Raw genomic sequence first — 24,804 nt, forward strand, 5'->3', positions numbered from 1 at the left:
CGGTGTCCCTTCAAAGGTATTGCCAGACGCCATCCTGGCGCCCCCAAGCAGCGCCGCCTGCTAGCGGCACCCCTGAGATATGCCAGTTGCCCCGTTACAGTCCGGTAAAGGCACGACGATATTGCTTGCAGTATTTGCAGGTGGCGGCGCCGCCATCGAACTTGCACCATTCGCGCCATTCGTCTGCGGTTGATCGTTCTGCCCATCCGGCAGCGGTACGCGCGGGCCGATCATCGGCGGCAGAGCCGGCGCCGCCTGCGGCTGGGGCTTCATCATGATCGGTTGGCGCACGACCGTAGGACGCGGTGCGGCGGGGCGGTTCTGGTAGCCGATGCTGATGGGTGCCGTGCGATAAGGGGTGGCGTCGGGATAGACCGGTTCGCCGGGCTTGCCCAGAACGGCATCCGCGCCGCGGGGCGCGCCGAAAGGGTTGAGTGCGGCGCCGGCAAAATGGCCTGCGATCGTATAACCATAGACCGTGCTCAACAGCTGGCCTTCGCTCGCATGGGCGTCGCAGAGCCGGATGCGCACCTGTACCATGCCGAAATTGCGTTGCTCCTGGGGCGGCGCAAAGCCGGCCTTCACCTGCTGCCAGGCATAAAGACAGGTATCGCCGGCGCGGCTCTGGCCGGAGGCGTAACCGAAGGGGCCATAGTTGTTTTGAACGAAGGTTGCTGAGCGGGCGAGCCGAACGCCGGGCACGGCAGCCGCCATCTCACGTGCAATCGCGCCGTCGCTGATCGTATTGTAAGGCCGGCTTCCGAGTCCCGGATTGGAGCCTGTCAGCCCAAGAAACTGAACCTTCAGGAAATTCTGGCCTGAGACGGAAGATGAGGTGGAAAGCGCGATCGTCTGCTCGACATCCTTGCCATGCCTGCGCTCGACCACGTTTATGATCGCCGGTCCGCCTGGCGGCGGAAATGCCAGTGCCCTGTCACTCGAGACCGTTTCCACGCCGATCGACTGACGAACCTGGCCGGTTGTGGTGCAACCAGCGCCGATGCAGGCCAGTATCATCAACGCTATCGTCTTTGAAAAATGCATCTCTTAGATCGCGGCAATCCTGTGTGATCACATTCATCGGCAAATTGCGCGACGGTCTTTGGAATCAAGTGCTTGTATTCACTATAGCAAATAAAGGTGATTATGGTTAACCAAGGGTTAATTTTAGCCGATTGGTGTACCGCAAGAGGCCTGAAATGCACGCCGAATACGCCCTCTTGCGCCGAATGCACGAAGAGCGATGCAGAGTCGGAGATTAAGCTGCAACTTTAGGCCGCAAGCCTATGAATTTCAGATCGATTTCTTTCTTTGAAATGCGATCTGGACGGCTCGGTTCAGCGCGACCGGGAGGACCGACATATGGTTCTCTCCCGCATATTCCTCAAAGGTTATCGTTCCTGTGGATGACGCCAGTTTGGCCCATCTCTCAGCCATGTCGCGGGCGAGTTCTATCGTGCGTGTTTCTCTTGCCCGTTCTTGTCGTTTTTGCTCCTCGGCGGTGCCTTTATGGAAGGGCGCCAAGGTCTCGCCTTCATATTGACCGGCGGAAAGATGCAGTTCCATATCGAGCGGCTCTTTGTGCCTGTCGAGGAATTCTCTCTCCATCGAAAGAATAGCGGCATCTTCCCAGTAGATCGCCGGGCTTGCGGAAATCCAGCGACTGAAGGCATCGGGTTTACAAAACAGCGCGTAGAGCGTGAACAGGCCGCCGAACGAATGGCCGAAAAGTGTCTGGCGTGAACGGTCGACCGGGACCTGCTGCTCTATCCAAGGCTTAAGCTCATCCTCGATGAGCGCCAGAAAACGTTCGCCGCCGCCGGTCTTCACATCCGGCGTATCGGGGAAGAATGGCGGATAGACGCGTCCGGGCGGTGGGCTCAAATCCCAGGAGCGGCGGAGCGGGTCATATGGCTCGTCCGTGGGATAGCCGATGGCAACAATGACGCCTTCCGCGACATTGGTTCCGTTCGGATAGCTCGCCTGTACTTTGAGTGCGTCGACAGCGGTCGCAAAACAGGCGTTCCCGTCGGTCAGGTATAGGATCGGCCAACCCTCCCACGGTGCCGGCTTGTCCGGGCGATAAAAAAAGATCCTGTGCGGATGATCGGCATTGTCGAACTTCAGGTCAATGAATGTGCAGCCGGGAAGGGTGACCGGCGTCAGAATGGCAGCGGCAGTATGTGACGAGGTATGGGACATGGCCTCTCCGGCTGACCGATCATGTAAGGCGCAGGAGCAACAGGCGCCGATGTTTGAAAGATGATGAAATTTCTCATATTATGAGTGGTGCGATCTGGCAAGCGGGCCAAATGCTTCGCTAAGCGTAATTTTCAGGTGTCTTCCGCAATCCGGTATTCGGCCGCCGGAGCCATTCTGCAACATGAGGGTGGAAACCAATAAAAAATATGACTCTTGCACTCATGTATTCTTGACGCCGGCGGTGCCTGCGAACTAATTTGCGCCATCTTTTTCAAAACGGGCAGGCGCAAAGGGCTTATGAGGCAGAAATCCCATAATTATATCAGTAATTTGGCACGTAAGAAATTCCAGCTTGCAAGCGGCGCCACCGCACTTGCAACAGTGGTTGCTTTAAGTGGAAATGCCTTTGCGCAGGAAGCTGCGGCCAATGCGAATGATGGAGGTGCCACCCAACTCGCGCCGATCGTCGTCAGCGGACAGTCGGGCGACGCAAGCGATAATACGACCGTAGCGGCAAAGAAGAGTAGGGGCGCCACTAAGATCAATACGCCCCTGGTCGAAACCCCTCGCTCCGTCTCGGTTATCACCAAGAAGGAAATGGAAGAGCGCGGCGCGCAGGACATCGTCGAGGCTGTGCGTTATTCTGCCGGCGTCCAGACCGGCTCCTATGGCTTCGATCCGCGCTTCGACCAGATCTATGTTCGCGGTAATGATATCACCACCGACGGCGACTATCGCGATGGGTTGCGTCAGCCCTATATGAACTACGCCATGTTCCGGACTGATCCCTATGCACTCGATCGCGTCGAGATCATCAAGGGGCCTGTTTCCGTTCTTTACGGTGCCGGTTCTCCGGGCGGCATCGTCAACAAGATATCGAAGCTGCCGACAGACGAGACGATCAGGGAGGTCGGTGTTCTCTACGGGACATCGGACCGTGCCCAGACGATGTTCGATTTCGGCGGCCGGGTCAATCAAGACGATGACAGCATGCTGTATCGCATCGTTGGCCTGGCGCGAAAGGGCGACACCAATTTCGATATCGCCGACGATCGTTATCTGATCCAGCCGTCCTTCACCTGGAAGCCGGACGACGCGACGAAAATCACCATCTATGGCTCGGCGCAATCCACTGAGACGGACGCAAATCCCGGCGCAATGATCGGCCCTGATGGCAATGTTCTCGATTATCGCGACAGCGACCCGGATTACGATTATCAGAGGACCAAGCAGCAGCAGGTCGGCTATCAGTTCGAACACGAGTTCGACGGCGGCTTCACCTTCCGACAGAACCTTCGCTTCTCGCATCTTGATCTGAAAGCACGCTATCTCAGCACCCTCGACTGGGTCGGAGACGTCGCGCAACGCTATGCGACCGCGATCGGCGACAGGATGAATGTCTTCCAGGTCGACAACCAGCTAGAATCCAAATTCGATACCGGCCCGGCAGCCCACACCATGCTGTTCGGTCTCGACTATACCCGTATGAGCGATTCATTCGCCTATGGGATGGATGCAACGACCAGCCCCGCCTATGACTTCGATATCGACAACCCGACCTACGGAGTATCGGGTCCGACGCCCGCCTATAATTTCAGTCGGGTTGATGGCCGCCTGCAGCAGTTCGGCGCCTATGCTATGGATCAGATCGAACTCGACAAGTGGCGCTTCACGCTTGGCGGCCGTCAGACCTGGGTGAAGCAGTCGACCGACACCACCATTGTTTCCACCGATACGACCACGAACGACAGCCTCAACAAGAATGCGTTTTCCTACCAGCTCGGTGCAGTCTATCTCTTCGACAATGGCATTGCGCCTTTCACCAGCTATTCGACCTCCTTCAATCCGGTCACTCAGCGGTCTGCTTCCGGCAGCATCCTCGATCCGACGAAGGGCGAGCAGTATGAGCTTGGCGTGAAATATCAGCCGCCGGGCACCGACATCCTGCTCTCAGCCGTTGCCTATCACCTCGTCGAGAAGAACAAGCCGGTCCTGGTCGACCCGCTGACGCTCGTCTATGAGTCGCTGGGTGAGGTCACCAACAAGGGGATTGAGCTGGAAGCCAGGGCTAATATCACCGATGGCTGGGACGTGATTGCCGCCTACTCTTACAACCATTCCGAAATTACGCGGGGCAACGATCAAGGCAACGCGCCTGCGGTGACGCCAAAGAACATCGTCAGCCTATGGTCGAACTATACCTTCCAGGAGGATTCGGCTGCCAAGGGTCTGACCGTCGGCGCCGGCATTCGCTATACTGGCGAGACCTACACCAGCACGGCCAATACCGCCAAGAACGACGCGAGCTTCTATCTCGACGCTGCGCTTTCTTACGACTTCGGCGCGATCGACCAGAAATACAAGGGCCTCATCGCTTCTGTTGACGTCCGCAACATTGCCAACCGCCGCCTGACGGTCTGCAACGAGGGCTATTGCTACCTCGGACAGGGCCGCAACGTCACGGCTTCATTGAAGTATCGCTGGTAAATTTATCGGGGCGCCGTATTCTGTGCGGCGCCCGCTCCGCCCTGATAGCCTCCTCGTCGGCCGAACTCGACCTTATTGTAAGTAAGGCTGCCTTGCCGCCTGAGCCTATCGCGTAAGATATCCGCATTCTTGCCGATGCGGCGATGAGGCTGTAGCCTGGCAGAAGATGTGCCCGACCATTCCAGGGGGGAGGTTCCGTATGGCCGAGGTCCTGTTGTTCCACCACGCACAGGGATTGACCCCGGGTGTGCGCGCGTTCGCTGATGTGTTGCGGGGCGCCGGTCACATCGTGCACACGCCTGACCTATTCGACGGGCGCACTTTCCAGAGCATCGAAGACGGGCTCGCTTATATCGAGGGAATTGGATTCGACCATATGCGGGAGCGCGGCGCCCGCGTCGCCGACGAGCTGCCTGCTGCACTTGTCTACGCCGGGTTCTCGTTCGGTGTGCTACCTGCCCAGAAGCTGGCCCAGACACGGCCCGGAGCCCGAGGAGCTCTCTTCTTCCATTCCTGCCTGCCGATCAGTGGCGAATGGGCCTTCGGACCTTGGCCGCATGGCGTCCCGGTCCAGATTCATGGGATGGAAAACGACCCAATCTTCGTAGGCGAAGGTGACATCGATGCCGCCCGAGAGATCGTGGCAAAGGTCGAGGACGCGAAGCTTTTCCTTTATCCCGGCAATCAACACTATTTCGCCGACAGTTCTCTCCCGTCGTATGATGAGGGTGCAACCGCACTGCTGACGAGCCGAGTGCTTGAGTTCCTCGATCGCGTCTGATCGAAGCCAGAGCAACACAAGCACACTGCCCGCCTTCAGCTAGCACAAGCATCCCGTTTGCATATATGCCGCGTTCGGTGAGCGTCTGCTACGTCAGACTATGCTGCTCTGCGCCGCTTCATCAGTAATATCAGCAGCAGCGGGGCGCCGACGAGGGCGGAAACCAGGCCGGCGGGCATCTGGTAGGGAAAGGCGATCATTCGGCCGAACCAGTCCGCGAGCACCATGAGGCCGCCGCCGGCGAGTGCCGCGCCGGTAAGCTGGGGTGCGGCGCGGCGCAGGCCGAGCTCGCGTGCCAGATGCGGCCCCATGAGGCCGATGAAGCTCAAAGGCCCGACGACGAGGGTGGCGGCTGCGGTCATGGCTGCGGCAAGAGCAAAGAGGCAGGCCCGGGCAAAGTTGACGCGAACGCCGATTGCCTGGGCCGCCTGGGTCCCAAGCGGCAGCAGATCGAGCCAGCGACGGGTCAGAAAGGCAAGCGCAACGCCTGTCGCTGCTGCTGTCGTCGCAGAGATTGCCTTCGTTGTATCAACGAGATAGGTTGATCCGCTCATCCATTGCATCACGATCATTGCACGCGGATCGCCGCTCGCGGCCAGCACGCTGATGAAGGCATCCAGCATAGCTCCGAGCGCGATGCCGGTCAGAAGTACCCGTTCCGGCGCGAAGCCGGACCGGATGCCGAACAGGAAGATGGCGATGAGGACGGCGAAGGCACCAATACCACCGAAGCCCAGTTGAGCGGCCATGCCGGGAGCGGGTAGAAGGAAAAGTGCGGCGGTGACGCCAAGGGTAGCGCCCGCCGAAATGCCTAGAACCTCCGGACTTGCCATCTCGTTGCCGGTGAGCCGTTGCAGGATGGCGCCGACGACGCCAAGCATCGTGCCCGCAGCAAAGGCACCGGCGACGCGTGGAAGGCGATAGGGCAGCACGTCGAGCCAATGGGGATAGGCAAGCAGCGTCCATGTTCCATCCGGTGCGCGCCCGAAGAAGACCGCGCCGGCCAGCAGAAGGACGAGCGCCGGAACTGATGCAAGCAAGAGTACGCGCGGTGCGTGTAAGGCGCGGTTGGCATTCTGAGAGGGAGACGGCGTGCTGCGTTGCACGGCCTTCAGGCGCGGCAGCATCAGGAGCAGCAATGGCGCGCCCAGCAAAGCGGTGATGGCACCCGTCGGCAGGAAGGTCGAAGAGGCCCCAGAAAGCAGCATCACGGCCTCATCGGTCAGCAGCAGCAATCCTGCGCCGATGAGGGGCGACCAGACGAGCTGGCTTTTCATCTGTCGGGCGCCGGCAAGCTGAGCGATGCGTGGCGCGATGAGACCGATGAAGCCGATGACGCCGACCGAGCTGGTGACGATCGCGGCAAGCGCAATCGCGATGCAAACGGCAGCAATGCGCGTGCGCTTGACCGACAGACCAAGCCCGCTCGCGCCGTTATCGCCTAACTCCATGAGTCCCAAAGGCCGCGCCATGAGCAAGGCCGCGGAAGACAGGATGAGGATTTTCGGAAGAAGGGAAAGCGGAATGGTCCAGCTTTGCTGCGCCAGCGATCCAGCCCCCCAGATGAAGAGGCCGGAGAGATAGCGATCGTTCATTAGGACGAGAATGGCGGCAAGCGCTCCGCTCCAGACGCCGACGATCAGGCCGGCAAGCACGAGTGCCAAGGGCGAGAAGCCCCGCCTTGCACCGATCAGGAAAACGACTGCCGCAGCGGCGGCGCTGCCGAACAGGGCAACGGCGTCGCGGCTGAGGCCCTGAAGGGCCGGAAAGGCGAGCATGACGGCAACGAGCGCAAGATTGGCGCCTGCGGAAATGCCAAGTGTGGAGGGCGAGGCGAGTGGATTGCGCAGCACCTGCTGCAGCAGGCTTCCAGAGAGCGAAAGTGCGGCGCCGGCCAGCAATGCGGTAACGATCCTCGGTAGGGTTGAATAGACGAGCAGCAAACGCTGCGGATCGTAACCTGCTTCCTGCTCGAACAAGCGTGAAAGGTCAGGCGCCAGTTGATGCCAGGCAAGCAGGCTGGCGAGCACGAACAGCGTCAGCGCCACGGTTGGAGCACCGAGGACGTTATTTGCTTCGGTGCGGATCATGCGACTGTTTCCAAATGGTCAAGCAATATGCGCGCGAAGCGCTCCGCTTCCTGCACCATGCCGAACATCAATGTGCCCGGCAGCACGGAGACGCGTCCGTCTCTAACGAAAGGGAGGCTGGTCCACAGCGGACTATCCTGCAGATTGTCGAGAACGTTCGGCGGTAGCAGTGGTTCGAATGCGATGAGGCGCAGGCTTTGATCGAGCGTCGCCAATTGCTCCAGCCCGATCGTCTCGAAGCCCCAGTAATCGCCCGGCCTGATCCAGGCGTTTTTGAGCCCGATCCTGGTCATGACGTTCTGGTAGAGGCCAGCGCCGCAATAGATGCGGGCATGGCGCGGGTCGACAAAATTGATGAGCGCCAATGGCGGAGGGTTGAGCTTTTTGACGCGGTTTGCGCAGTCGTCGAAGAATTGTTCCGACCGGGCAAGGAATTCTTCCGCCTGTTGCCGCCTGCCGATGGCGTCGGCCAACTGACGCGTCGCCTCGATGGAGCGTGGCAAAGCTTCGCCGCCTTCGGCATAGATCGTCAGTTCCAGGACCGGCGAAATTACCTCCAGTTGCGGCTTCAAAGGCGCAAGATAGGGCGTCGTCAAGATGAGGGCCGGCTTGACGCTTGCCAGGACCTCGAAATTGATCTCGCTGGTGGTGCCGAGATCGATGACACCTCCAGGCATTTTCGGTTCGACGACCCATGTGTCCCAATCGGCAAGCGAGGCGATGGCGGCGGGCGTGACGCCGAGCGCCAGCAGTGTCGACGCCAGGCCGTAATCGAGGGAAACGATCGGGCCGGATATGGTTTCGGCAGCCACATCCACTTGCGGAACGGCAAAAAGTGCCGCAGCAGCGAGCAGCGTGCGGCGGGAGAGCATCAGGTTCTCGAAGCTGCTTTCAAATGACATAGGCAAGCGGCGTTCCATGCACGGGATGGGCGGTGACGCCCATGTTGGTGCCGTAGATCGTATTGAGCGTTTCGGCCTTCATGAGGCTTGGCGACGGGCCTGCTGCAATGAGGCGCCCTTGCTTCAGCGCATGCAGATGATCGCAGAAATGTGCCGCGACATTGATATCGTGCAGGACGAGAATGACGCTCAGATCCTTCGTCCGGCAAAGCTCGCGCACGAGCCCGAGGATTTCCATCTGGTGGGCGATGTCGAGTGCCGATGTCGGCTCGTCGAGCAACAGGCAGCGGCTGTCCTGGGCAACCAGCATCGCGATCCAGACACGCTGGCGTTCGCCGCCGGAGAGCGTATCCACCATCCGGCCTGCCAGCGTATCGACATGCGTGAGCTTCATCGCGGTCTCGACTTTTTCCCGATCGATATCGGTGAACCGCCCGAGCGCGCCATGCCAGGGATAACGCCCGCAGGCGACAAGCTCCTCGACGGTCATGCCGGCGGCCGAACTGGTATCCTGCGGCAGATAGGCGACGGCGCGGGCGAAGGCACGCATGTCATAGGAGCTGGCGGCTACGCCATCGAACAGGATGCGCCCGCCGGTCGGCTGAATCTGTCGAGCCAGCAGTTTGATCAGCGTGGATTTGCCGGAGCCGTTATGGCCGATCAGACCGGAAATCTCGCCCGCCTTGAAGCTGATATCGAGCGGGTGCAGAATGGTCTTGCCGTCGACCTCGAAACGCAGGCCTTCCGTCGTGAAGACGGTTGCGTGATTCTGATCGTATCCGGTGATCGTTTTGTCGTTCATGGTCATTATCATTCCTGCTGAAGCGCGCTGGCTTCGTGAAATTCCGATGGCCGGCGGGTGGCCTGGTTAGTTTATTGAAGTCAATGGCTTGACGAAGAAGAGGCACGGATCGCTTTCACGCCAGAGGGTCGGGAATATCTCGGCGCGGATGAAGCCGTTTCTATCGTAGAAGGCGCGGGTCTTTTCATATTGCGGTTCGTCCCTGCCGCGCGGCGCGAGTGTCTTGACCGTCAGGAGCTTGCAATCGGAAGAGCGGGCGAAGGTCTCGGCTGCGGCCAGCAATCGCTTGCCGACGCCGCTGCGATGGTGCCGGCGCCTGGTTGCTATCACGAGAATCTCCATGGCGGCTGGCGGATGGGCGCGCAGCGCAACGAAGCCGGCAACGGTATCCGCCTCGACGCAGCCGAACATCGGCAGAGTCTCCACGGCACCCGCACAGGCTTCGATGACATCGGGGTCGGTAAACCAGTCGGTCAATTCCGACATGATGTCACGACAGATAGCGCCTTTGGATTTGGTTATCTCGATGGCTTCCTGCATCTGTTCTTCCCTTTCCTGGCGGTGGAGCGCGGTTCGCAGGCGATGGTGGCGAACCACCACTAGACCCGCATCTCGCGCACCCGTGTTGTTCGGTTTCGTTTGTGACTGCCGCCGGCAGCGCAAGCATGGTCGGCCTCAAGCGAAATGGCGGCGAGGCATCGCGAATGCGCCTCCCGCAGGAGGCCGCAAACAAGGGCGCACGATACGCCCGCCTCCTTGGCAATGATGTTTTGGGGGATATCGTCGAAATAGTGCTCTTCATAGAACTTCCGGGTTCTGGCGGGCATGGATTCGACCGTGCAGCGGAAGGCCTTGTAGGCCTCGGCCTCGTGAAGATGCTCCTCGGGGCTTCCATAGGCCGAGGTATTGCCGCCGACTTCCTCTTCGACGAACAGGCCGCGCTCATATTGCCGGCGCCGCATATGATCGGTTGCCAGATTGCGCACCATGCGCATCACATAGGGCGTGAGAGCCGCTATATCCTCCTTCAGTGGCTTGGAGACCAGTTGCAGGAGAACTTCCTGCACGACATCCTCGGCCAAGCTCATGCAGCCTGTGATCCTGCGTGCGACGGAGAGGAGCTTCGGATAGGCGTGAAGTGCTGTTTGGAGTTGCTCATTGGAAGTCGACTGCGAATGGTTGGCAATCATGTCGGGCTCTCGCTGAAATCCAAAGTTGCATTTCTGTGTGCCCCTCTTTTTGAGAGGGAACCTATAAAACATGACAATGATAGTCAAGATAGCGGAGGCGAAAAGCGAAGCATCTCCTAAATCAAGGTTTATCCACCTGATTTTATTTTAATTTTTTTAGCGATCTAGAAGAAAATCCCGCTTTTGTGATGCTGCCATTCCGGTCTTGCTGTAGCCCTTGATGTCGCGATAGCCCATTGAAAATCCCCGCTTTCTCCATTGCTGATCCTGCCGGAACGGATGAAAATCGCTTCGTCCGATATCCGGCTTTTGCTTTCAAAGGTTGTATTTCCCGGCATCAGCATCACGCCTTGCGGGTCGGCCAGAAAACCGTGGCCAAAACACTTCAGTGCAGCTTCCTTCTGAACCCAACAGGCGAGAAAAACATCGTGCCGCTGTCGCCTCTCCAATTGCTGGACTTGGTTGAGCTCTTGTTCGGAAAGGATCATCGGCATGATCTCGGAGGCTTCCTTCTCCGAAAATGCGTCGAGGCGCTCGATATCGATACCGATGCGGCCGCCGCGACAGATCGCGAGCGCTATGTGGTCTTTCGTGTGAGAGAGATTGAAGTCGATGTCGGGGTAATCACGCAGGTGGGGCCTGCCGGATGGGGTAATCGCGAGACAAAGTGCTTGCGGGGCGCAGCCAAGCAGATTGGCGATAATGCTTCGGCACAGCACCCGTCCGGCAACGAAAAGGCGCCGCGCCGAGCATGATCTGAATGCTGCGGCACGGCTTTTTTCTGCCTCGCTCAAAATCGAGTTCGGTACGGGAAGCTCGTCAGAAAGGTACAGGCTATGAAGCTCTACCTGCGCTGTCTCTTCCCCCGGTTGGGCCGTCTTCACCTATTCCGCTGCCTGTCCCATGTGAGAGGGAAGGTTCGACGGCTGCCCGTGCGTTTCCCACTGTACGATGGGATCGAGCTGATCGAGATCGAAATGTGGGCGACCGAGCAATGCATTGGCAATCACGGCGCTGCGCCATGCGGCGAGGCTGAGCTGCGGTTCGGCGATGCCGTGGCTATGGCGCCCGGCATTGAGAACGAAGATGCGGTTCTCACGCGGCCCGTCCCAGGCCAGCGAGAAGTCGCTTTCCAGCACCGGTTCACCGATGGAGTTGAGTTCGATGCGATTTTCAAGCGAATGCAGGAATTGCGGAAGGACAAAGCGATAGCCGGTTGCAAAGACGACCATGTCGACAACAAGCGTTTCGACGCTGTCATCGAAACCGTTGCGCATGGTCAGCGTGATTTCGGGACCATCCTGCTCGGCTGCGATGACGTTGCGGAAGGGGCGTAGCGATATGCCGTGATCGGGACGGCCGCCTGCATCGAGTTTTCGTTCGTAGAGGCGGCGATAGAGCTTTTTCAAGGTGGATGCGGAAACGCCGTCGCTCGCCAGCACCTGCCGGCTCGTGTGCGTAAGCCGCAGCTCCTCGGGAAGCCCATGGAAGCGTTCCATATAGCTTGGCGTGAAGAGCTCGTTGGTGAATGGCGTAGCATCGAGCGGCTCGAAATTCGGCCGGCGGCTGATCCAATGGATGGATGAAACCCTGTTCAGATCCATAAGCGCATCGACGATCTCCGCCCCGCTTTGGCCGCCGCCGATGACGGCAACACGGGGCGCTTTGACATCACCGATACGCTGCGTCGCTTCGCTGCTGTGGAAGGTCATGGATTTGGGCAGCTGTTCGGCCCAGGCCGGACGAGATGCAATCTTGCCGACGCCGACGGAGAGATTGCGGGCGCTGATCGCGCCATCCTCGGTGGCAATGGAGAAGAAGCCGTCGTTGGCGTGGACCTCCCGGACGCTGGCGCCGAAGCGCAGCGACGTCAGGCCGCGCGCGACCCATCCGAGATAGTCGGCGAATTCTTTACGCGGAACGGCTTCATATTCCGCATTGAGAAATTGATAAAAGCGTTTATGCGCAACAAGATAGGAGAGGAAGCTCCACGGACTTGTCGGGTTGGTGGCGGTTACCAGATCTTTTAGAATGGAGGTCTGCATTTCCGCGCCCGGCAGCATCATTCCCGGATGCCATGCGAAGGATGGGCGCCGCTCGAAGAAGCGGACGGAAAGTTGCGGTATGGAATCGAGCTGAGCGGCAAGGCTGAGGTTGAAGGGACCGATACCGGCCCCGGCGAGGTCGAGCACGTGCGATGTCATGATGCAGCTCCAGAATGATGTCGAAGAGGGGTTACTTGACGGTGTCTTTGGACAGCGGCGCCGGCGCAAAGGCATGATCGAGCCGCCGGGCGAAACGCTGGTGGAAGGGCGTCTTGCCGATGATCGTCAGATGGTTGGTGCCGGTGACGATCTCCGATGCCGTGGCGTTAGGGGAATAGCGCCGCCAGTCGATGACGTTGAGGGCGCGCGTCAGAGAATCCTCGGCCGCAAAGGCATGGATGCGGAAATCGGATTGCTCCAGGCGGTAGTTGCGGAAGATCATCGCATTATCGATGAGGATCCAGAACGTATGTTCTTCCGAGCCGATATCGGGACCATCCGTTGGCAGTTTGACGTTATGCTTGACGACATGGTGGAGGAATTGTTCGTAAACCTCCTCGTTCATGGCGGCGAACAGTCTCTTCCAGTCCTCGCGCATCGGCGTGGTCGCAAGCCAGCTCTGCACGGCAGCATGGGTGCGATCACGGATGCCGTCTTCGAAGCGCGGCATGATGCCGACGGTGAACTCCTCGTCCATGTCGCAGACATCGACCATGCCGATCATGCGCAGATCGATGTCATCGCCGAGCTGACGCGCGGCCTCATAGGCGAGCAGCCCGCCCCACGACCAGCCGAGGAAGGCGCACGGCCGGCCTTTGGCTTGTCTGCGCACGGCTTCCGCATAGCGCGCCGTGATATCTTCGACTCGGGTGCTGAGCGTCTTGGTCTCGGTCAGCGAATAGCAGATGAACCCGGTCGCCGGCTGTTCCGGCCCGAGATAGTCGACAAGCCGCATATATTCGCGTGTGCTTACAAGCAGGCCTGGGAAGCAATAGAGCACCGGCCGGTCGCCGCTGCGGCGAAGATAGACGACATCGACGCCGGTTTCGTCGCGGTTGCCGTCAATCGCCAGTGCCAGGTCGCGAACCGTCGGATGGTTGAACATGTCGGCGATCGTCAGCGGCCATTCGGGATGGCGCATCTTCAGGCGCGAGACGATGCGCACGGCCATCAGAGACTGTCCGCCGATATCGAAGAAATTCTCCGTGACGCCGATATCGCCGATGTCGAGGATGTCTTTCCAGACCTCCAGGATTGCTTTTTCCTTGTCATTGGCGGGCGCCGCCATTTCCCGTTCGATACGCGGTACCGGCAGGGCGGCGCGGTCCAGTTTGCTGTTCGGCCCCATCGGCAGCCTGTCGATCAGCATGATCGTTTGCGGCACCATGTAATCGGGCAAGGCGGTCATGGCGGTGCGGCGCAATTCTGTCACGCTCAAGCTTTCGCCCTCGCGCGGCACCACATAGGCGACCAGAGAACTACGTCCGCCGTCATTGTGCAGCAGGATGACAGCCTCGGCGACACGTTGGTCCGAGCGCAGCACAGCTTCGATTTCGCCTGGCTCGATGCGGAAGCCGCGCAATTTGATCTGGTGATCGACGCGGCCGGCGAATTCGACGATGCCGTCCTCGCGCCAGCGGCCGAGATCGCCTGACTTGTACAGTCGTCCGCCCGGTGTGAAGGGATCCGGAATGAAGCGATCAGCCGTCAGCTCCGGCTGGCCGAGATAGCCGCGGGCCAGGCCGCTGCCGCCGATATAGATTTCGCCGATTACACCGACCGGGACGGGCGCGAGGTCGGCATCGAGCACATAGATGCGTCGATCGCCAACGCCGCGGCCGATCGGCGCGACGGTCCCTTCGAAGCGAGTTCCCGCCGGGATCTTCCAGATCATCGGCGTCATGATCGTTTCGGTCGGACCATAGCCGTTGATCAGCAGCTGCGCCTTCAGGTTCTCGGTGATCATGTCAAACACCGCCTGCGACAGCGCCTCGCCGCCGAAGGAATAGAGCCGCAGCCGCGGGATTTCGTTGTTCTCGCCCGCATATTCGGCAAGGCCGCGCACATAGCTTGTGGGCAGGCTGGCATTGTTGACGCCGTGACGCTTCATGGCTGCAAAGGCATCTTCGGGCGTGGCAAGCTTGTCCTGCGTCAGCACCACACCGCCGCCTGCCATCAGCGGCACCATCCAGCGCTCATGGCCGCCGTCCGAGGTGAAGGGCAGTACCGGATATTCGCAGGACTCCTCGCTCATTTCGTAGATGCGCAGGGTCGCCTTGCAATGGTGGGCGAGCGGGCCGTGCTCGACGGCGACGCCTTTCGGCACGCCCGTCGAGCCTGACGTGTAGATCACATAGGCAAGTTGCTGCGGGGCAATGATCGTTGCCGGTGCGTCGACGCTCTCCGCGGACAGGTCGATGGCATCGAGATTAAGATAGGGTGTTGCGATATCGCTCGGCAGGTTGGCGATATGCTTTGCCCGGGAGATGACGAGCGAGAGGCCCGGAGCGGTCAGGATGTGACGATTGCGGGCCTCAGGATGATCCGGCTCCACCGGCGTGAATGCGCCGCCGGCCTTCAATACAGCAAGAATGGCGATGATCGCGTCGATCGATTTTTCAAGGGCGATAGCCACGCGTTTTTCCGGGCCGATCCCCATCGCGATCAGCCGATGGGCCAGCCGGTTGGCGGCAGCTTCGAGTTCGCCATGTGTCACGGATTTCTCGCCCTGTGCGACGGCAAAGGCGTTCGGCCGCCTTTTCGCCTGCGCGGAGATGACCTCGTGGATCGGTGTGCCGTCGTCCGCTTCCGGTGCGTCGGGATAGGGTGCGGAAAGCCTCTCCAATTCCTCTGGCGACACGAAGGGGATGTGTTTGACCTGTGCGCCGGGATTGGCATTCAACTGCGCAAGCGCAATGGCAAGATCATCGGCGAAGCGGATGATCTGCTTTCGATCATGCTTCTGCGGGTCGAAGCCGATGCTGATACGCAGTTTGCCTGCGGATGCCGGGGAAACGGTAACGACCAGATCGGCATCGCGGCGCGCCTGCGGTTCGACGGGGCTGCGCAACGCGACGTCGCTCGATGTTGCTTCCAGGAGACGCAGGGGCGGACGCACATCGAGGAGCGTCTTGACGAGGCCGGTAGTGTCGAAGGATTCGTCCCGTCTTATCAATGCATCGGCAAGGGCCTCGAAGGGCAGGAATTGTCGGGTTACGGTCTCGATTTCCTTGACGAATGCATTGCGAACGTCCGTGAGCGTCATGGCGCCGTCGAGTTCCGACATCAGGATCAACACGTCCTCGTTGCGGGCGGCAACTCTTTGCCTTTCCGGACGCGTGACCAGGCCGATCCTCTGAGTGCCGTATCCGGTATGGCGCCGCAGGGCGATCCCGAGGGAGGCAAGCATGTCCTCGGAGATGTCAGCGGACGATTGTATCGGCACGTCAAGCATATGCTCGAACCATGCCTCGTCGGCCGTGTTCTTTCCCGCCGATGTTTGCGGCAGGAGCGACGCAATATTCTCCTGAGCCGTCAGCCGCTGGAACCAGAAGTCGATTAGCTCCGGTGCCGCAAGGCGTGGTGCACCATTGGCAATCATCCACGAAGCGGCGTCGGGCAACGCCGTCTCTACGATATCCGCTGGGGCGTGACCGTCGATGTTGCGAAGGAAATCCGTTGCAAGCAGGTCGAGCGCCGCAGCGTCGGCAAGAATTGCGTGGAGGGAAAATAGTGCACCCACCGCCCGCCCTTCTTGCGCCAGGAGAATGAAACGGGCCGGATTGCCATCGGTAAGGTCGATCGGGCGGGCCTGTTCCGCCGTAGCAGCCGCGGTCAACGCCTCGTCCGGTTTTTCGCCTGCAGTCAACGTCGTCTCGATGATCTCGACGAAACGATCGTTCTTCAGGATCTGCTGGACGGCGCCGCCCGCCCGCGCCTCGAATTCCGAGGTGATGAGGGGATGTTGCCGAGAAAGTTTTGATAGGCCCTCGCGCGCGAGGTCAAGAGAGATCGAAGGGAAGACGATCCCGAGTATTTGTCGCCCGTAGACGACTTCGTTACCCGTCTCCGATAGGAGCCAGATACGGGACTGTGCTGGCGATAGCGAGCATTTGGCGAGGTAATCCTTATCGTTTGCTGCCTTGGCGTTCCGATCGTGGACAGTCATTTCTTCGCCATTCTCCCTGGGTGTACTGAAATACATATCTAATCAACCGAAATACAATAGCGTATAGATCTCAATATCTATTGTAGATATTAAGTTTAATCGATTGATATCTCTGACTTCTGGCGTCGATAAACTCGGTTACTCCGAAAATTACATCGATGCAGCTGCATGACGAATGGAGTTTTGGAAAATTCAGGAGATTTTCAAAAAATATTTTCGGAAAATATTTTGAATTTTTGTCGACGTCGTTCGTCACCGCAGAATTAGCGCTGTGCTTGGCCTGCCGATCTCAGCCGGCGTGTTTCTGAAGATATGGAGATGAAATATGGATGCTTCCCTGGCGATCAGGAGCGATAGGGCGGCGGAGAGATCCTTTGATCTGCGACTGCCGGCTTCGGGCTTTGAGAGCAGTGCGCTTGTCTGCGGCCAGCCGCTCATCATATCGACAGGGCCAGCACCAGGGAGTTTCCGCGTCGAACATCACGAAGTGAAGGTGGCCTCAGGTCATCTATCGGGGCCGGCCACCAATCTTCTGGTCTTCGATACAATCTCGACGGCGATTCCGCCGCTTTCTGGCGAGGATATCGTCAACGCCGTGTCAGAAGCCATTCTGGCATGCAATCCGCATCTGATTTGCTTCGAGATCGCGCTTGCGGATGATGATCTTGCAAGGCGACTGCTGGAGACCGGCGCGATTGAACGTAGCGGCGAGCGCCTCATCGTGCGGCCCGAATCCTTTTTCCAGCAGGCGGGATCCTGGCTCGGAAGTGCGCCCAAGGCCTATCCGGAATTGCCGATACTGACGAATGGCGCCCTTCATCCGCAGCGGCCTCCGAAGCCCACCGGCCGCGTCTACAGCCGCTTCATCCCCTGGCTGAATACGCAGCTTGGCTTCCATGTCGCCGATATCGAGGCCGATCTTGCGCATTTCCATCGCTGGATGAACGATCCGAGGGTTGCCGCTATATGGGAAGACAGCGGTGATCTTTCCTATCATCGTGATTTCATCGCAGGCCGCCTTGCCGATCCGCGCACTCTGCCGCTGATCGGAACCTTTGGCGATGTGCCCTTTGGTTACTTCGAACTCTATTGGGCAAAAGAAGATAGGATCGGCCCGCATTACGACGCCGACGGCTACGACCGCGGCTGGCATGTGGCGATCGGTGAGGATGATTTCCGCGGAAAAGCCTTCGTCAGCGCCTGGCTGCCATCGCTGATGCACTACATGTTCCTGGCTGATCCGCGCACCCGCCGTATCGTCGGCGAGCCGATCCATCATCACGCCCAGCAAATCCGCAATCTCGATCGTTCCGGCTTCGCCAAGGTCAAGCATATTCAGTTCCCGCACAAAAAGGCGCTGCTGGTCATGCTTCTGCGCGAGCGCTTCTTCATGGACCGGCTGCTGCTGCCGGATCTCACCGGCTTACCCACAGAAGATGGGCGGCCTGTACTTGGCTCGCTGGCGCGAGGCGCCTGATGAAAACAGCCGTCGATATGAACGATCCGCGCGTCAAGCGGCTCGTTCTGGCGGTCGCGCTTCCGGCCGTGGCAGGATTGGCCGCCAGTGCCGGCCACCATGCGATCAACGCGATCTTCCTGGGAACGCTCGGTCCGGACGTGCTGGCGGGCATCAGTCTGGTCATGCCGCTATTTCTGCTTGTCGCGGCCGCTGGTCAGGGGCTGGGTATCGGGCTTGCGACACTGCTTGCGCGCTACCTTGGCGAAGGGGATATCAAAGCCGCAGCGTCGGTCGCCACGACAGCGCTCGCGGCGACGATCCCGCTCGGCATCCTCTTGTCAATCCTGATCTATCTCGGCCTGCCGGATTTTGTCGGCGCTCTTGGCGCCAGCGACAATCTCCTTGCCCCAGGGCTCGATTATGGGCGGCTGCTTGCTTTCGGGGTGACGCTCGGGCTTTTGCAGGCTATCTGCGATTTTATCGCGATCGCCGAAGGCAATTCACGTTTCTCGATGATCGTGCTGATCGCGAGCTTCGCATTGAACGCGGTTCTCGACCCTGTCTTCATCTTTCTCTTCAAGCTCGGTGCGTCCGGCGCGGCACTGGCGACCATTGTGTCGTCCCTTGCAGCCCTTGCATGCTATGCCGTCTACTTCCAGCGCCGATGGGGAACAGTGAGCGTGACCGGCGGGGTGATTTGCTGGCAACTGCTTTGGCCGATCGCGCGGATCGGCCTTCCCGCTGCCGCAACAAGCATTGTCACGGGTCTCGGCTTTCTGGTCCTGATGCGGGAGGCCGCTGTCCATGGCGGCGATACCGGCGTCGCCGCAACGGCGATTGCCATCCGGCTGATGACTTTGGGACAGCTTCCGTTGTTTGGTTTTTGCCTCGGCGCCCAGAGCGTCGTCAGTCATGCCTTCGGCGCTGGCGATGCCGAGCGTCTGAAAGCCGTGATCCGCTTCATGCTCGCTGTGACGATACCGGTCGCATTGCTCTATTCCATCTTGCTGTTCTTGGCTGCCGAGCCGATCGCACGCCTGTTCACGGATAACCAGGACGTCGTGGATGAGGCAGTCGCCTGGTTGCGGCACCTCTTTCCGATCTTTCCGCTTGCAGCTTTTCAATCCGTCCTGCTTGTCATGCTGCAATCGCGGGGCCGGGCCGGCCTGTCCGCGCTCGTGGGGCTTGCACCGCAGGGATATCTGCTGATCCCGCTTCTGCTCCTGCTGCCGCTTTGGATGGGCTTTGCCGGCATCTCTGCCGCCGCCGCTGCCGCAGCCATTCTCGCTGCCGTCCTCGGCGGCTTTGTCGGATGGAGGGAATGGCTCGCCATTCTGCCGACCGATGCACCGGGCCGCCTTGTTGGCCAATCGACACTTCACTCCTGACCCAAGAGGAACGCCATGAACGAGACGCCGAGATTCGATGCCTACCGCCACGCTATTCCAGACGCGCTGATGCCGCCGCGCGACGATCCGTTCGACGCGGCCGTGCCGCCGATCTACCAGACATCGCTCTTCCTGTTCGATAGCTACAAGGAACTGGAGGACGTGTTCGCCGGCCGGTCGAAGAAGCCGATCTATTCGCGCGGCGACAACCCGACCGTGCGGCTTCTGGAGCGCAAGATCGCCGAAATGGAAGGCGCGGAAGAGGCACGTGCCTTTTCGAGCGGCATGGGCGCGATTGCTGCTGCAGTTCTCGCCTTCGTCGGACCCGGCGATCGTATCGTCACCGTCCGGCACGTCTATAGCGATGCCTTCCGCTTCTTTGAAAAAGTGCTGAAGCGCTTCGGTGTGGTCGTTGACTATATCGACGGCACCGATACGCAAGCCATGCTTGCTGCACTTCCGGGTGCCAAGCTTGCCTATCTCGAAAACCCGACCTCGATGGTTTTCGAGCTGCAGGACCTGACTGCGATCGCCGAGGCAGCTCGCCGCCATGGCGTCGTAACGATGGTCGACAATTCCTGGGCAACGCCGCTCTTTCAGAAGCCGCTCTCCGCCGGTATCGATATCGTCATTCACGCCGCCTCGAAATATCTTGGTGGACAGAGCGACACGGTGGCGGGACTTGTTACCGGCTCGAAGGCGTATATCGACCGGATCAACAGCGAAATCTACCCCTATACGGGTGCAAAGCTCGCGCCGTTCGAGGCATGGCTCGTGCTGCGTAATCTCGAGACACTGCCATTCCGCATGCGGCATCATCACGAAGCCGGGCTTGAAGTGGCGTCCTGGCTTGATGCCCATGCGGATGTGACCAACGTCATGCATCCCGCACTTGGCGACCATGCCGGAAAGAGCACTTTCAGCGGCTTTGGCGGGCTGTTTTCCTTCGAGGTTTCGGACCGCATCGATGTGGCCGATTTCGTCGATGCATTGCGCCTCATTCGCATCGGAGTGAGCTGGGGAGGGCCGGAAAGCCTGGTGGTGCCGGCAAAGGCAGCACTCAGCATTTCGCCGGAGACCAACGTCTTCGCGCGCTTTGGTGTCAGTGACCGCACGATCCGCCTGAACGTCGGGCTGCACGCTGCCAAGGAGATCATTGCCGATCTCGAGCAGGCACTTGCCGCCGCCAGGCGCTAACCGGCTGCAGCACTCTTGTATCCACAAAGGGGCGGAGTGACACGGTCGCTCCGCCCATATTATTATTCATTGTTGATCCATTCCCGCCCTGACCCGATCGAGACAAGATGACCATCCCTTCCAATGAAACGTTGAGCGCGCTTGCCGCCGAATATGGAACGCCGCTCTGGATCTATGATGTCGCTGCGATCCGCCGCCGCATCGCGCAACTCTCCGCCTTCGACGTCATTCGCTATGCGCAGAAGGCCTCATCGAACATTCATATTCTGAAAGAGATGCGCAAAGCGGGCGTGCGGGTCGATGCCGTCTCGCTCGGCGAGATCGAGCGGGCGATGCGGGCAGGTTTTTCCGCTGGGAATCCGTCGGGAGCTGCGGAGATCGTGTTCACTGCCGACGTCTTCGACCGGCCGACATTGGAACGTGTCATTGCCGACAAGATCGAGGTGAATATCGGTTCCATCGATATGCTGCATCAATTGGGTGAGCGCTCGCCGGGTCATCGGGTCTGGCTGCGCATCAATCCCGGTTTCGGGCATGGCCATAGCAAAAAGACCAATACCGGCGGCGAGACCAGCAAGCATGGCATCTGGTTCGAGCAGTTACAGGAGGCCGTAGCGCTGACGCGTCAATATTCTTTGAAGCTCGTAGGACTGCACATGCATATCGGCTCCGGCGTCGATTATGGGCATCTGCAGCGCGTCTGCGGAGCGATGATCGGATTCTGCCGCGCGCTGGATGTCGATATCGAGGCCATCTCGGCTGGGGGTGGTCTTTCCGTGCCCTATAGGGAGGGTGAAGAAGAGATCGACCCCGCCCATTACTTTTCGCTCTGGAACAAGGCGCGGCGCGAGATCGAGGCGCATTTTGGCCATCCGATCCGGCTGGAGATCGAACCGGGCCGCTTCCTGACCGCCGATTCCGGTGTATTGCTTGCTGAAGTCAGAGCCGTCAAGATGATGGGCCGCAACCGCTTCGTGCTCGTCGATGCCGGCTTCAGCGATCTTGCCAGACCGGCTATGTACGGCAGTTATCACCATATCTCAGTCATTCCAGGCACAGCGCCTCGCGATACCGCCGGAACAACCTTCCCGTCAGTCGTGGCAGGCCCCCTCTGCGAATCGGGCGATGTTTTCACGCAGACGGACAATGGCACCGTAGAAACGCGCGATTTGCCCGAAACCCATGTCGGCGACTATCTCGTGTTTCATGGCGCCGGCGCTTACGGGGCAACCATGTCGTCGAATTATAACAGCCGTCTTTATGCACCGGAGGTCCTGATCGACGGTGAAACCCATCGCTTGATCCGCAGGCGCCAGACTTTGGATGAGCTGCTTATGCTGGAGGCGCTTTAGGCACGGTCGATCGCAAGGCGAAAGAAGAGCCTCTACTTTGGCCAAGTGAGGGCTTTTCTGCGGTTGCGAAATGAATATAGTGACCACGACCGTGCGTCGTGGCGCTCGGCCGTTCTCACATCGTTACCGGCCGCAAGGCGCGAAAGTTCTGCACCGCTATGCTGGCCTGGCTCGATCAGAAAACCGAAATCGTCGAACACGCCGATCAATCCGCGCAATATTTCGAGCCGGCCCACGCCGCCTATTATGGCGGCAAGCCCGGCCAGCCGCTGAAGCTTATGCTGCAGGCGCGCAGCGACTTTCTGTCGATCTGGCGTCGCGCGGATTATCGCGAGCATGTGGCGGAGTTCAAGCTTCTGGGCCGGCAGCTCGTCATCGTCAATTCGCCCGAGGCTATCCGCTATGTGGTTGCCAAGCGCCATGAGAACTTCGAGCGCAAGACGCCGCAGATGCGACGCGCGCTGGAATATCTGCTGGGTGACGGCTTGTTCATTTCCGACAAAGAGACCTGGAAGCAGCGCCGGCCGCTGGTCTCCGATATCGTGCATAAAAACCGCGTGCCGGCTTTCGGTTCGATCATGCAGAGCACGGCAAGTGAGCTTGCCGACCGCTGGCAAAGCTTGGGCGAGGGCGCTGAGGTCAATGCCTTGTTCGAGATGGCCGGGCTGACGGCGGAGATCATCTCCCGCAGCGTCTTCGGCAATGATCTCGGCGAGGAGAGCGCCAATGCGGTCACCGAAGGCTTTGCGAGCTACCAGTCGCTGGTCGATTCCATCAATTTCGGCTATTTTCTCGGCTTCGATGAGGGGCTGCCGATCATCAGGACGCCGAGCTTGAACCGGTCGGTGAAACGCATTCACCGCATCATCGATCAGGTGATCGAAGATCATCTGGCCGGCAAGGGGGACAACAGCTCGATGGTCGAACTGCTGATCCGCCGGCAGCAGCGCAATCCCGAGCTGAAACTCGATGTCGTGGCGCTTCGCAACGAGGCCGCCACCATCTTCATGGCAGGCCACGAAACCACGGCGGCAACCCTGACCTGGGCCTGGTATCTGCTCGCAGGGGCACCCTGGGTGGAGGAGGCGGTTCATGCGGAAATCGAGGCTGTCTGTGGCGATCGGGTTCCCTCGATCGATGATGTTGCAAAGCTCGACTGGTGCCGCGCGGTTATCGAAGAGACGTTGCGCCTCTATCCCCCGGTGCCGATCCTGGCACGCCAGGCGGCTGAGCCGGACCAGATCGGCGACGTGAAGATACGCAAGGCGGCACTTGTGCTGATCGTGCCATGGATCCTGCATCGCACGGATTCTCTCTTTCCCGAGCCGCATCGCTTTTATCCGGAGCGTTTCCTCGGCGAGGCGCGGCCGACGCCTTACAGCTATATTCCCTTCGCGGCCGGCCCGCGTGTATGTCCGGGCCTGCAATTCGGCCTCACCGAGGCGATCCTCTGCCTAGCGATCCTGGCTCAGCGTTTTCGCGTTCGGGTCAGAGATGGACATAAGGTTCAGCCACAATGCCGCCTGACATTGCGTCCGCGTGACGGCATGCCCGTGACACTGCATAGGCGCCGGGGATGATGGCTCCGGGTGACGGCGACGAAAGGGTTCTCGCCTCAAAGCGCAAGGCCTGGACCTATGAGCCGCCGAAAGCTCCACGCCTTGCCGATTTCGTCGCTGGCGGCGACCGGCGCAAGGCATTTCTGCGCTATTGGCTTTATGAGAATATCGACAACGCCATAGATCTCTTCCTCTATTTTGCCTTCACGCTATTGCCGGCGAGCGTCTGCTCCGACCTTGGCGGTTGGCTCGGGCGGGTTCTGGCTCCGCGATTCCATAAGGGCGCCTATGCGCGCGCCGCAGCCAATCTCAAGATGATCAGGCCCGAGCTTGGCGATGCAGAGCTCGATAAGCTTCTCAGCGCTTATGCCGATTCTCAAGGGCGGCAGATGGCGGAATATTCAGTCGTGCCGAGACTGGCACGACGGCACGTTCGCATGATTGGCACCGAAGGACTGGTCGAGCACTGCAGCAAAAGGCCGGTGATCTTCATCGCGCCCCATATCAGCAATTGGGAGGTACTCTGGCATTGCCTTCTCGACATGGGACTCGACGTCACCATGAATTACGACCCGCCCAAACGCCGCTCACGCCACTATATCGTCAACCGCTTGCGCAAGAGGGCGGGACTTGGAATCTTGAAACCCGGCCGCAGCTTCGTGCGCCCGGCCCTGAGAATCCTGGAGAACGGCGGCAATCTGCTGATGTTCTGTGACGAGGGCTTCAACGGGCATATCCGAGCGCCGTTCTTCGGAAGGCCTGTGCATCTTGAGGGCAATTATGCGCTCATCGCGCGAATGGCTCGAAGGACGAATGCCTTAATCTATCCGATTTATATCGTCCGGGAGACGGGGGTGCGATTTGCGCTGACGGCCCTGAAGCCTTTCGTGCTCCCTGAAGGATCAGACGTTAGGAAATATCTTGTTCATGATGTCGCACATTTGAATACGGTAGTAGAACCCATAGTGCGCTCGCACATGGAGCAATGGTATTTTGTCGATAATCGGCTGTAACTGAGAGTAGTGAATCAATCTCCATATTTCGCAGATAGCCTACTCGCTGGTGGATCGGGAACGCGCCTCCACCCGCTGACACTTTAGTGAACTCCGAACTTTTGGCTGAGCAATTGAATTGGAAAGCGGCCCAGATCAGGCCTGCGCTGCCTTAAGGGCCGATGGAAGG

The 24,804-nt window shown here is 59.6% G+C and carries 18 protein-coding genes; 8 read left to right on the forward strand and 10 right to left on the reverse strand.

The genetic code is table 11. The features are described from left to right. Positions 1-60: 60 nt before the first annotated feature. Positions 61-1,017: a cellulose biosynthesis protein BcsN gene (gene bcsN / locus FBZ97_RS31365; protein WP_246661914.1), complete on the reverse strand. Its 957-nt coding sequence runs from the start codon at positions 1,015-1,017 to the stop codon at positions 61-63. Positions 1,018-1,293: 276 nt separating this feature from the next. Further along, positions 1,294-2,202 carry an alpha/beta hydrolase-fold protein gene (locus tag FBZ97_RS31370; protein ID WP_145323848.1) on the reverse strand — a complete coding sequence of 303 codons (909 nt, stop codon included), beginning with the start codon at positions 2,200-2,202 and terminating at the stop codon, positions 1,294-1,296. A gap of 297 nt (positions 2,203-2,499) precedes the next feature. Between FBZ97_RS31370 and FBZ97_RS31375 the strand changes: the two genes are divergently transcribed. Both FBZ97_RS31375 and FBZ97_RS31380 read left to right on the forward strand, forming a co-directional pair. After that, positions 2,500-4,689, forward strand: coding sequence for a TonB-dependent siderophore receptor (locus tag FBZ97_RS31375; RefSeq protein WP_145323846.1), 2,190 nt, complete (start codon positions 2,500-2,502; stop codon positions 4,687-4,689). Between the two features lie 199 nt (positions 4,690-4,888). Then, positions 4,889-5,470, forward strand: coding sequence for a dienelactone hydrolase family protein (locus tag FBZ97_RS31380; protein ID WP_145323844.1), 582 nt, complete (start codon positions 4,889-4,891; stop codon positions 5,468-5,470). A 98-nt stretch (positions 5,471-5,568) separates the two neighbouring features. Here FBZ97_RS31380 and fhuB read toward each other — a convergent pair whose 3' ends face one another. The 8 genes from fhuB to FBZ97_RS31420 form a co-directional block, all read right to left on the reverse strand. Then, positions 5,569-7,560 (reverse strand): Fe(3+)-hydroxamate ABC transporter permease FhuB, encoded by a 1,992-nt coding sequence (gene fhuB, locus FBZ97_RS31385; RefSeq protein WP_186449574.1) that lies wholly within the window; start codon positions 7,558-7,560, stop codon positions 5,569-5,571. Further along, positions 7,557-8,462: an iron-siderophore ABC transporter substrate-binding protein gene (locus tag FBZ97_RS31390; RefSeq protein WP_145323924.1), complete on the reverse strand. Its 906-nt coding sequence runs from the start codon at positions 8,460-8,462 to the stop codon at positions 7,557-7,559. The genes fhuB and FBZ97_RS31390 overlap by 4 nt, the downstream gene beginning before the upstream one ends. Beyond that, the gene (locus FBZ97_RS31395; RefSeq protein ID WP_186449575.1) at positions 8,452-9,264 is read right to left on the reverse strand and encodes an ATP-binding cassette domain-containing protein; all 813 of its coding nucleotides are present in this window, start codon (positions 9,262-9,264) and stop codon (positions 8,452-8,454) included. The genes FBZ97_RS31390 and FBZ97_RS31395 overlap by 11 nt, the downstream gene beginning before the upstream one ends. Positions 9,265-9,330: 66 nt before the next feature. After that, a complete protein-coding gene (locus FBZ97_RS31400) occupies positions 9,331-9,804 on the reverse strand; it encodes a GNAT family N-acetyltransferase (protein WP_113352450.1) in 474 nt (157 codons plus the stop codon). 59 nt (positions 9,805-9,863) lie between these two features. After that, the gene (locus FBZ97_RS31405) at positions 9,864-10,454 is read right to left on the reverse strand and encodes a sigma-70 family RNA polymerase sigma factor (RefSeq protein ID WP_145323839.1); all 591 of its coding nucleotides are present in this window, start codon (positions 10,452-10,454) and stop codon (positions 9,864-9,866) included. 164 nt (positions 10,455-10,618) lie between these two features. Continuing rightward, on the reverse strand, positions 10,619-11,338 hold the full coding sequence (locus tag FBZ97_RS31410; protein ID WP_145323837.1) for a 4'-phosphopantetheinyl transferase superfamily protein: 720 nt from the start codon (positions 11,336-11,338) through the stop codon (positions 10,619-10,621). Next, positions 11,339-12,658, reverse strand: coding sequence for a lysine N(6)-hydroxylase/L-ornithine N(5)-oxygenase family protein (locus tag FBZ97_RS31415; protein WP_145323835.1), 1,320 nt, complete (start codon positions 12,656-12,658; stop codon positions 11,339-11,341). Between the two features lie 31 nt (positions 12,659-12,689). Further along, on the reverse strand, positions 12,690-16,667 hold the full coding sequence (locus FBZ97_RS31420; protein ID WP_186449576.1) for a non-ribosomal peptide synthetase: 3,978 nt from the start codon (positions 16,665-16,667) through the stop codon (positions 12,690-12,692). 325 nt (positions 16,668-16,992) lie between these two features. Here FBZ97_RS31420 and FBZ97_RS31425 point away from each other — a divergent pair, with 325 nt between their 5' ends. The 6 genes from FBZ97_RS31425 to FBZ97_RS31450 all read left to right on the forward strand — a co-directional run bounded on the left by FBZ97_RS31425 (position 16,993) and on the right by FBZ97_RS31450 (position 24,635). After that, a complete protein-coding gene (locus tag FBZ97_RS31425) occupies positions 16,993-18,144 on the forward strand; it encodes a GNAT family N-acetyltransferase (protein WP_145323832.1) in 1,152 nt (383 codons plus the stop codon). Beyond that, positions 18,144-19,514: an MATE family efflux transporter gene (locus FBZ97_RS31430; protein ID WP_145323830.1), complete on the forward strand. Its 1,371-nt coding sequence runs from the start codon at positions 18,144-18,146 to the stop codon at positions 19,512-19,514. Before FBZ97_RS31425 ends, FBZ97_RS31430 begins: the two co-directional genes overlap by 1 nt. A gap of 15 nt (positions 19,515-19,529) precedes the next feature. Further along, entirely contained in the window at positions 19,530-20,711 is a 1,182-nt protein-coding gene (locus FBZ97_RS31435) for a PLP-dependent transferase (RefSeq protein ID WP_145323828.1), read from the forward strand. A gap of 107 nt (positions 20,712-20,818) precedes the next feature. Beyond that, entirely contained in the window at positions 20,819-22,063 is a 1,245-nt protein-coding gene (gene lysA, locus FBZ97_RS31440; protein WP_145323826.1) for a diaminopimelate decarboxylase, read from the forward strand. 98 nt (positions 22,064-22,161) lie between these two features. Then, positions 22,162-23,643 (forward strand): cytochrome P450, encoded by a 1,482-nt coding sequence (locus tag FBZ97_RS31445; protein WP_246661915.1) that lies wholly within the window; start codon positions 22,162-22,164, stop codon positions 23,641-23,643. Then, entirely contained in the window at positions 23,640-24,635 is a 996-nt protein-coding gene (locus FBZ97_RS31450; protein WP_246661916.1) for a lipid A biosynthesis lauroyl acyltransferase, read from the forward strand. Before FBZ97_RS31445 ends, FBZ97_RS31450 begins: the two co-directional genes overlap by 4 nt. The last annotated feature ends 169 nt before the right edge of the window (positions 24,636-24,804 follow it).

The sequence above is a fragment of the Rhizobium sp. ERR 942 genome (assembly GCF_007828395.1).
GTDB lineage: Bacteria > Pseudomonadota > Alphaproteobacteria > Rhizobiales > Rhizobiaceae > Rhizobium > Rhizobium dioscoreae.